The sequence below is a fragment of the Variovorax sp. 01T439_2 genome (assembly GCF_056398445.1).
Genome location: NZ_JBFTPJ010000171.1, coordinates 1 through 7,909 on the forward strand (window position 1 = coordinate 1; position 7,909 = coordinate 7,909).

The window sequence follows — 7,909 nt, forward strand, 5'->3', positions numbered from 1 at the left end:
CGCCTCGACCTCGACGCGCAGCCCCGGCAGGATGGGGGCGACGAACTGGAGTGCGGGCCGCGCCTTCAGCATCTGCGCCGCGGCGGCGAAGAACCGCGCAGCGAGGTAGCGCACTTCCGAACGGCGGCTGCCCGGCAGCAGGGCCACGACCTGCGCATCCGGCGCAAGGCCGAGGGCCGCGCGGGCCCCGGCGCGGTCGGGCACCATCGGAATCACATTGGCCAGCGGATGGCCGACGTAGCTGCCCTGCACGCCCTGCTCGGCCAATAGCGCCGGCTCGAATGGAAAGATGCACAGCACGTGGTCGGCCGCGGCCCGGATCTTTTCGATGCGGTCGGCGCGCCAGGCCCAGATCGACGGGCAGACGAAGTGCACGGTCTTCATGCCGCGGCTGCGCAGTCCGGCTTCGAGATCGAGGTTGAAATCGGGGGCGTCGACGCCGATGAAGAGTTCGGGCCATTCGCGCAGCAGCCGCGCCTTGAGCTGCCGGCGGATGCCCGCGATCTCGGCGTAGTGGCGCAGCACTTCGATGTAGCCGCGCACCGCAAGCTTTTCCTGCGGCCACCAGCTCTGCAGCCCGTGCGCGAGCATGCGGGGCCCGCCGATGCCCATGGTCTGGAGCGAGGGCCAACGCGCCTGCAGGCCGTCGAGAAGAAGGCCTGCGAGCAGGTCGCCGGAAGCTTCTCCCGCGACCAGCGCGAAGCGTCGCTGTTCGTCCTTGCCCATGGCGGCTGTCTCGCTTACTTCAACGCGCGATGCCGCGAGTCGATGTGGCCAGGAACTGCTCCATCAGCGCCACGTCGGCCGCCGCTTCCGGCATTTCGGTGGCCAGGGCGGCGATGCCGGCGCGCGCTTCTTCGAGCGTCTTGCCCTGCCGGTACAGCAGGCGGTGCATCTGCTTGACCGCGGCCAGGCGGGGCGCCGAAAAATCGCGCCGGCGCAGGCCCACCACGTTGAAGCCGCGCACCGCCAGCGGATTGCCGTCGACCAGCATGAAGGGAGGCACGTCCTGCGACACGGCGCTGGCAAAGCCGACCATGGCATGCGCGCCGACCGAGACGAACTGGTGGATGCCCGTCAGCCCGCCGATCGTGACCCAGTCGGCCAGGTGCACGTGGCCGGCCAGCGTGGTGTTGTTGGCCAGCGTGGTGTGGTTGTCGACATGGCAGTCATGCGCAATGTGCGTGTACGCCATGATCCAGTTGTCGTTGCCCACGGTCGTCACGCCCCCCGCCCCGGGCACGCCGAGGTTGAAGGTGCAGAACTCGCGGATGACGTTGCGGTCGCCGATGACCAGCTCGGTGGGCTCACCCGCGTATTTCTTGTCCTGCGGAATGGCGCCGAGCGAGGAAAACTGAAAGATCCGGTTGTCGCGGCCGATGGTGGTGCGCCCTTCGATCACGCAATGCGCACCGATGGTCGTGCCGGCGCCGACCCGCACGTGCGGACCGATCACGGTGTAGGGCCCGACCGAAACGGAGGCGTCCAGCTGTGCCTTCGGGTCGACGAGCGCTGTGGGATGAACCTGCGTCATGCCTTGTCGTAACCGCCGCAGGATCAGTTGATCTGGCGCATCGCGCACATCAGCGTGGCCTCGCAGGCCAGTTCGCTGCCCACCAGCGCGCGGCCCTTGAACTTGGAGATGCCGGCCTTCATGCGCTCGATCTCGACTTCGAGCGTGAGCTGGTCGCCCGGCTCCACGGGGCGCTTGAAGCGCGCGCCGTCGATCGCCGCGAAGTAGTAGACCGTGTTGTCGTCAGGCACGATGTCCAGCGAATGGAACGACAGCAGCGCGGCCGCCTGCGCCATGGCTTCGAGCATGAGCACGCCCGGCATCACCGGACGGTGCGGGAAGTGGCCGTTGAAGAACGGCTCGTTCATCGTCACGTTCTTGAGCGCCGTGATGCGCTTGCCCTTTTCCATGTCCAGCACGCGATCCACCAGCAGGAACGGGTAGCGGTGGGGCAGCAGCTTGAGGATTTGATGGATATCGAGCGTCGTCGTCGTCATGATTTTCTGTTCCTGCATCGTCTTCACTTTTTCTGAGGGGCCTTTTCGAGCGCCTTGAGTCGTTCGCGCAGGCTGTGCAACTGCTTGAGCGTTGCCGCGTTCTTTTCCCAGTTCGCATTGTCGTCGATGGGGAACATGCCGGTGTACTGGCCGGCCTTGCGGATCGAGCGGGTCACCACGGTGGCCGCGGACACGTGCACCCCGTCGGCCACCGTGAGATGGCCGAGCACGATCGCACCGCCGCCGAAGGTGCAGTGCGCGCCGATGGTGGCGCTGCCCGCCACGCCGACGCAGCCGGCCATGGCGGTGTGCTTGCCGACACGCACGTTGTGGCCGATCTGGATCAGGTTGTCGAGCTTGACGCCGTCCTCGATGACGGTGTCGTCGAGCGCGCCGCGGTCGATGCAGGTGTTGGCGCCGATTTCGACATCGTTGCCGATGCGCACCGCGCCCAGCTGCTCGATCTTGACCCAGGCGCCCTCGTGCGGCGCCAGGCCGAAGCCGTCGGCGCCGATCACCACGCCCGGGTGCAGCAGGCAGCGCTCGCCGACCACGCAGTCTTCGCTGATCGTCACGCGCGACTTGAGGACCGTGCCGGCGCCGATGCGCGCGCCCCGCTCCACCACGCACAAGGCGCCGATGCGCGCCGTGGCGTCCACCACGGCCTCGGGATGGATCACCGCGGAGGGATGGATGCGGTCGGCCTCGGGCCGCGCATGATGCGCCTTCCACAGCTGCGTGAGGCGCGCGAAATAAAGGTAGGGATCGGCCGCGACGATGAACGCCCCGCGCGCGGCCGCGGCCTCGCGCATGGCCGGCGCGACGATCACGCAGGCAGCCTTGGAGGCCGCCAGTTCCTGCTGGTATTTGGGATGGCTCAGGAAGCTGAGCGCATCGGGCTGCGCATTCTGCAGCGGCGCAAGCCGTTCGATGGACAGCGCCGGGTCCCCGTGAAGCTCGCCCCCAAGGGCGCTGACGATGGCTCCGAGCTGCAGTCCCACGCCGATTCGCGGCGTTACTTGCCGGCCGAAGGAGCAGCGGTCGAGGCGTTCAGGGCCTTGATCACCTTGTCAGTGATGTCGTGCTTGGGATTGATGTAGATCGCTTCCTGCAGGATGGCGTCGTACTTTTCAGCCTCGGCCACCTGCTTCACGACGCGGTTGGCGCGTTCGTAGACCTGCTGGAGCTCTTCGTTCTTGCGCGCGTTCAGGTCTTCCTGGAACTCGCGGCGGCGGCGCTGGAAATCGCGGTCCTGGTCGACCAGCGCGCGCTGGCGCGCGGTGCGCTGGCTTTCGGACAGGGTGGGCGCTTCGCGCTCGAAGCGTTCGGAGGCCGTCTTCAGTGCTTCGCCCTGCGCCGTGAGATCCTTTTCGCGCTTGAGGAATTCAGCCTCGAGCTTGGCTTGCGCAACCTTGGCCGGCTGCGCCTCGCGCAGCACGCGATCCGGATTCACGAAGCCGATGCGAAAGGTTTCCTGCGCCTGGGCGGCAGGCGCCGCAGCCAGCGCGAAAACGGGGACCAACAACGCGCCAACGGCGGCGCGAATCAAATGCTTCATTTAGAAAGACGTTCCGATCTGGAATTGCAAGCGCTGGATTCTATCCTTCGGGATCACAGTGAGGCCGGTATTCGGATCCAGCACTTCCTTTTGGGACTTGATGGGGAAGGCGTAGGCGATGCGCAGCGGGCCCAGCGGCGAGATCCAGCTGATCCCGAGGCCCACCGAGGCGCGCAGCTTCTTCTGCGCCTTGTACTGCTCGTCGGTGAGGCCCGGGGCGCGCGAACCGAACACGTTGCCGACGTCGAAGAAGGTGTACAGCCGCAGCGTGCGGTCGTTGCCCGCACCGGGGAACGGCGTGCTGAGCTCGGCGTTGAAGACGGCCTTCTTGGTGCCACCCAGCGCGGCGCCTTCGGTCTGGCCGAGGAGCGGCACGTCGCGCGGGCCGAGCGAGTTCTGCTCGAAGCCGCGGATGGAACCCAGGCCGCCGGCATAGAAGTTCTTGAAGATCGGGTAGACCTTGCCGCCCAGGGGCTTGGCATAGCCCACGTCGGCGTTGATCGCAAAGGTGTACTGCTTGTTGATCGCGAAGAACTGCTGGTACTGGTAGTTCGTCTTGACGTACTTCATGTCGCCGGCGGCGCCCAGTTCCAGGTTGGCACGCTGCAGCCGGCCGGTGGTCGGAACCAGCGCGCTGTCGCGGCTGTCGCGGCCCCAGCCGACAGTGAGCGGCACGCCCCACACGCTCTTCTGGTCGCACCCGGTCACGAACAAGCCGGTCGCATCCTTCGAGCACTGGAAGTAGCGCAGGTAGGACGCCGGCGTGAAGAGTCCGGAGAACGACGTCGACGTGTTCGGATCGAAGGCGTAGCGCTCGAGCCCGACACCGAAGAAGACCGTGTCGACTTCGCTGAACGGCACGCCGAAGCGGATCGAGGCGCCCTGGTTCACCAGCTTGTAGTCGCCGTCGATGTTGGTCGAATACGGGCGCGTGGTGGTGTGATAGACGCTGATCGTGCGCGAGATGCCGTCCTTCGTGAAGTACGGATCGGTGGTGGTCAGCGACAGCGTGCGGTTGTACTTGCTGGTGTTGACCTGCACGCCCAGGAAGTTGCCCGAACCGAAGACGTTCTCCTGCGAGATGCCGAAGGTGAGAGCCACCTTTTCCGCGCTCGAGTAGCCGGCGCCCAGCTGCAGGCTGCCGGTGGGCTTTTCCGCCACGTTGACGACCAGGTCGACCTGGTCGGGYGAGCCCGGGATTTCCTGGGTTTCGACGTTCACTTCGGTGAAGAAGCCCAGGCGGTCCACGCGGTCGCGCGAGAGCTTGATCTTGTCGCCGTCGTACCACGAGGCCTCGAACTGGCGGAACTCGCGCCGGATCACTTCGTCGCGCGTCTTGGCGTTGCCGCCCACCGCCACGCGGCGCACGTAGACGCGGCGCGAGGGCTCGGCTTGCAGGGTCAGGGTGACGCGGTTGTTGACGCGGTCGATTTCCGGGCGTGCCTGCACGCGCGCGAACGCATAGCCGAAGGTGCCGAAATAGTCGGTGAAGGCCTTGGTGGTTTCGGTGACCTGCTCGCCGTTGTAGGGCTCGCCGGGCTTGATGGTCACGAGGGACTTGAACTCCTCGTCGCGGCCGAGATAGTTGCCGTCGAGCTTGACGCCGGCCACCACGAACTTCTCGCCTTCCGTGATGTTGACGGTCACCGACAGGTCCTTGCGGTCCGGCGAGATGGCGACCTGGGTCGAATCGATGCGGAACTCGAGGTAGCCGCGCGTGATGTAGTACGAGCGCAGCGTTTCGAGGTCGGCGTTGAGCTTGGAGCGCGAGTACTGGTTGGACTTGGTGTACCAGCTCATGAAGCCGCCGCTGTCCTGGTCGAACAGGCTCAGGAGCGTCGATTCGCTGAAGGCCTTGTTGCCGACCACGCGCACTTCGCGGATGCGTGCGGAATCGCCTTCGGTGACGGTGAACGTGAGATTGACGCGGTTGCGCTCGATGGGCGTGACCGTGGTCACGACCTGCGCGTTGTAGAGGCTGCGGCTCACGTACTGGCGCTTGAGCTCCTGCTCGGCGCGGTCGGCCAGCGCCTTGTCGTAGGGTCGGCCATCGGCCAGGCCCACTTCGCGCAGCGCCTTCTGGAGCGCGGCCTTGTCGAATTCCTTGGCGCCGACGAAATCAACGTCGGCAATGGTGGGACGCTCCTCGACGATCACCACCAGCACGTTGCCGTTGACGTCGATGCGCACGTCCTTGAACAACCCCAGGTCGAACAGCGCACGGATGGCGGCCGATCCGCGCTCGTCGCTGTAGGTATCGCCCACTCGCAGCGGCAGCGATGCGAAGATCGTGCCGGGCTCGACGCGTTGGAGGCCCTCGACGCGAATGTCACGCACCGTGAAGGGCTCGACGGCCCAGGCTGCCGTGGCCGCCAACGCGCTGGCCACCACCGCGGCAACGCTACGCAGGCGAAAGCGACTGAAGTTTGTGTTCATCTGTGAATTGGGCCGGCGCGGAAAGGGCCGGCAGAAAGTTAACCAAAGAGCCGCGTGACGTCGTTGAAGAGCGCAACCGACATCATGACCAGCAGCAAAGCGACACCGCCGCGCTGAAGCCGTTCCATCCAGGCGTCAGAGACGCTCTTGCCGGTCAGGCCCTCCCAAAGATAATACATCAGGTGTCCCCCATCGAGGACCGGCAGCGGCATGAGATTGAGCACGCCAAGGCTCACGCTGATCAGTGCAAGGAACACCAGGTACTGGGTCAGCCCGAGGCTCGCGGACTTGCCGGCGTAGTCGGCGATCGTGAGCGGCCCGCTCAGATTCTTGAGCGAGGCTTCGCCGATCACCATCTTGCCCATCATGCGGACGGTCAGCGCCGACACCTCCCAGGTGCGCACGATGCCGCGCCAGACGCCGTCGATCGGGCCTTGGCGCACCGTCACCATTTCAGGAGGCGCACCGACATAGGCGCCGATGCGGCCGACCTTCGCGGCGCCCTCCTCGCGCAGTTCGGGCCTGACTTCCAATTCGATCGACTGGCTGCCGCGCTGCACCTGCCAGGTCTGCGTGCGCGGCTGGTCGCCATCGATCGAGGTGCGGATCGCCTCGCGCAGCTGCTGTCCATCGACGATGGGCACATTGCCGACGCTGCGGACCACGTCGCCGCTGCGAAGGCCCGCGCGTTCTGCCGCACTGCCGGCCATCACCTGGCCGATCTCGGGGCGCGTCAGCGGTGCAAGCACGCCGATCTTGCGGAACATCTGCGGGTCGGCGTCCTTGGCCTCCATGAGGCTGAGCGGCAGCACGACCTGGCGGCCGGGCCGGCCGCCCTCGCCCGCCACTTCGAGCGTCAGGTCGCGGCCGTCGAGCGCGCCGCGCGTCATGCGCCAGCGCAGGTCCTCGAACGACTGCACGGGCTCCAGCTCGCCTTCGAAGCCGGCGCGCGTGATGTGCTCGCCGCCGCGCAGGCCCGCCGCTTCCGCCAGCGATGCCGCCACCGGACGCGCCAGCTTGGCAACAGGCTCCTCGACCCCGATCCAGTTGACGGCCGTGTAGAGCACCACGGCGAGCAGCAGATTGGCAATGGGCCCGGCAGCGACGATGGCCGCGCGGGAGCGCAGCGGCTGCGTGTTGAAGGCGCGGTGCCGCTCCTCGGGCGCCACCGGCCCCTCGCGCTCGTCGAGCATCTTGACGTAGCCGCCGAACGGAAACGCGCCGATGACGAACTCGGTTTCCTGCCCCGGATGCTGGCGCCTGGGCTGCCAGCGGTAGAGCGTCTTGCCGAAGCCCACCGAAAACCGCAGCACCTTGACGCCGCAGGCGACGGCAACGCGGTAGTGGCCGTATTCATGCACGGCGATCAGGAGGCCGAGTGCAACCACGAAAGCGATGACGGTAAGCATCCGGATCCTCTGTTGGCGGGAGTGTCAGGCCGCGAAGCGCAGCGCCGCGGCATTGGCCGCCGCCCGGGCGCTGGCGTCGAGCGCCAGCAGGTCGGCCAGCGATGCGGGCTTGGAGGGGCTGACGGTTTCCAAAGTTTCCATGTTGACCGCATGAATGCGGTCGAAGCGCAGGCGCCGATCAAGAAAGGCCTCGACCGCGACTTCATTGGCGGCATTGAGCACCGCCGTGGTCCCCGGCGCCGCGCGCAGCGCATGCCAGGCCAGGCCGAGCCCTGGAAACAGCGCCGCATCGGGCGCGTCGAAGCTCAGCGACGCCATCCGGCGGAAATCCAGCCGCGCCGCGCCGCTCTCGATGCGCTCGGGCCAAGCCAGTCCGACCGCAATGGGCACCCGCATGTCGGGCGTTCCCAGTTGGGCAATGACCGATGCATCGGTGAACTGGACCATCGAATGCACCACGCTCTGGGGATGGATCACCACCTCGATCTGCTCGGGC

Annotated in this window: 7 protein-coding genes and 1 pseudogene; all 8 read right to left on the reverse strand. The window is 66.7% G+C overall.

Annotation, left to right across the window (positions count from 1 at the left end; translation table 11 throughout):
* Positions 1-726, reverse strand: a 726-nt coding sequence (gene lpxB / locus AC1DOC_RS10645) for a lipid-A-disaccharide synthase (RefSeq protein WP_478129778.1), incomplete at its 3' end; no start/stop codon positions are given.
* A gap of 19 nt (positions 727-745) precedes the next feature.
* Positions 746-1,534 carry an acyl-ACP--UDP-N-acetylglucosamine O-acyltransferase gene (lpxA, locus tag AC1DOC_RS10650; RefSeq protein ID WP_012747719.1) on the reverse strand — a complete coding sequence of 263 codons (789 nt, stop codon included), beginning with the start codon at positions 1,532-1,534 and terminating at the stop codon, positions 746-748.
* A 23-nt stretch (positions 1,535-1,557) separates the two neighbouring features.
* Positions 1,558-2,010, reverse strand: coding sequence for a 3-hydroxyacyl-ACP dehydratase FabZ (gene fabZ / locus AC1DOC_RS10655; RefSeq protein WP_012747718.1), 453 nt, complete (start codon positions 2,008-2,010; stop codon positions 1,558-1,560).
* A gap of 23 nt (positions 2,011-2,033) precedes the next feature.
* Positions 2,034-3,011 (reverse strand): UDP-3-O-(3-hydroxymyristoyl)glucosamine N-acyltransferase, encoded by a 978-nt coding sequence (gene lpxD / locus AC1DOC_RS10660; protein WP_018905017.1) that lies wholly within the window; start codon positions 3,009-3,011, stop codon positions 2,034-2,036.
* A gap of 14 nt (positions 3,012-3,025) precedes the next feature.
* Positions 3,026-3,568: an OmpH/Skp family outer membrane protein gene (locus tag AC1DOC_RS10665; RefSeq protein ID WP_012747716.1), complete on the reverse strand. Its 543-nt coding sequence runs from the start codon at positions 3,566-3,568 to the stop codon at positions 3,026-3,028.
* Positions 3,569-6,004: an outer membrane protein assembly factor BamA gene (bamA, locus tag AC1DOC_RS10670; RefSeq protein WP_012747715.1), complete on the reverse strand. Its 2,436-nt coding sequence runs from the start codon at positions 6,002-6,004 to the stop codon at positions 3,569-3,571.
* Positions 6,005-6,042: 38 nt separating this feature from the next.
* Positions 6,043-7,413 carry an RIP metalloprotease RseP gene (gene rseP, locus AC1DOC_RS10675; RefSeq protein WP_018905018.1) on the reverse strand — a complete coding sequence of 457 codons (1,371 nt, stop codon included), beginning with the start codon at positions 7,411-7,413 and terminating at the stop codon, positions 6,043-6,045.
* 24 nt (positions 7,414-7,437) lie between these two features.
* Positions 7,438-7,909 (reverse strand): annotated as a pseudogene (locus AC1DOC_RS10680) (1-deoxy-D-xylulose-5-phosphate reductoisomerase); the annotation flags it as partial.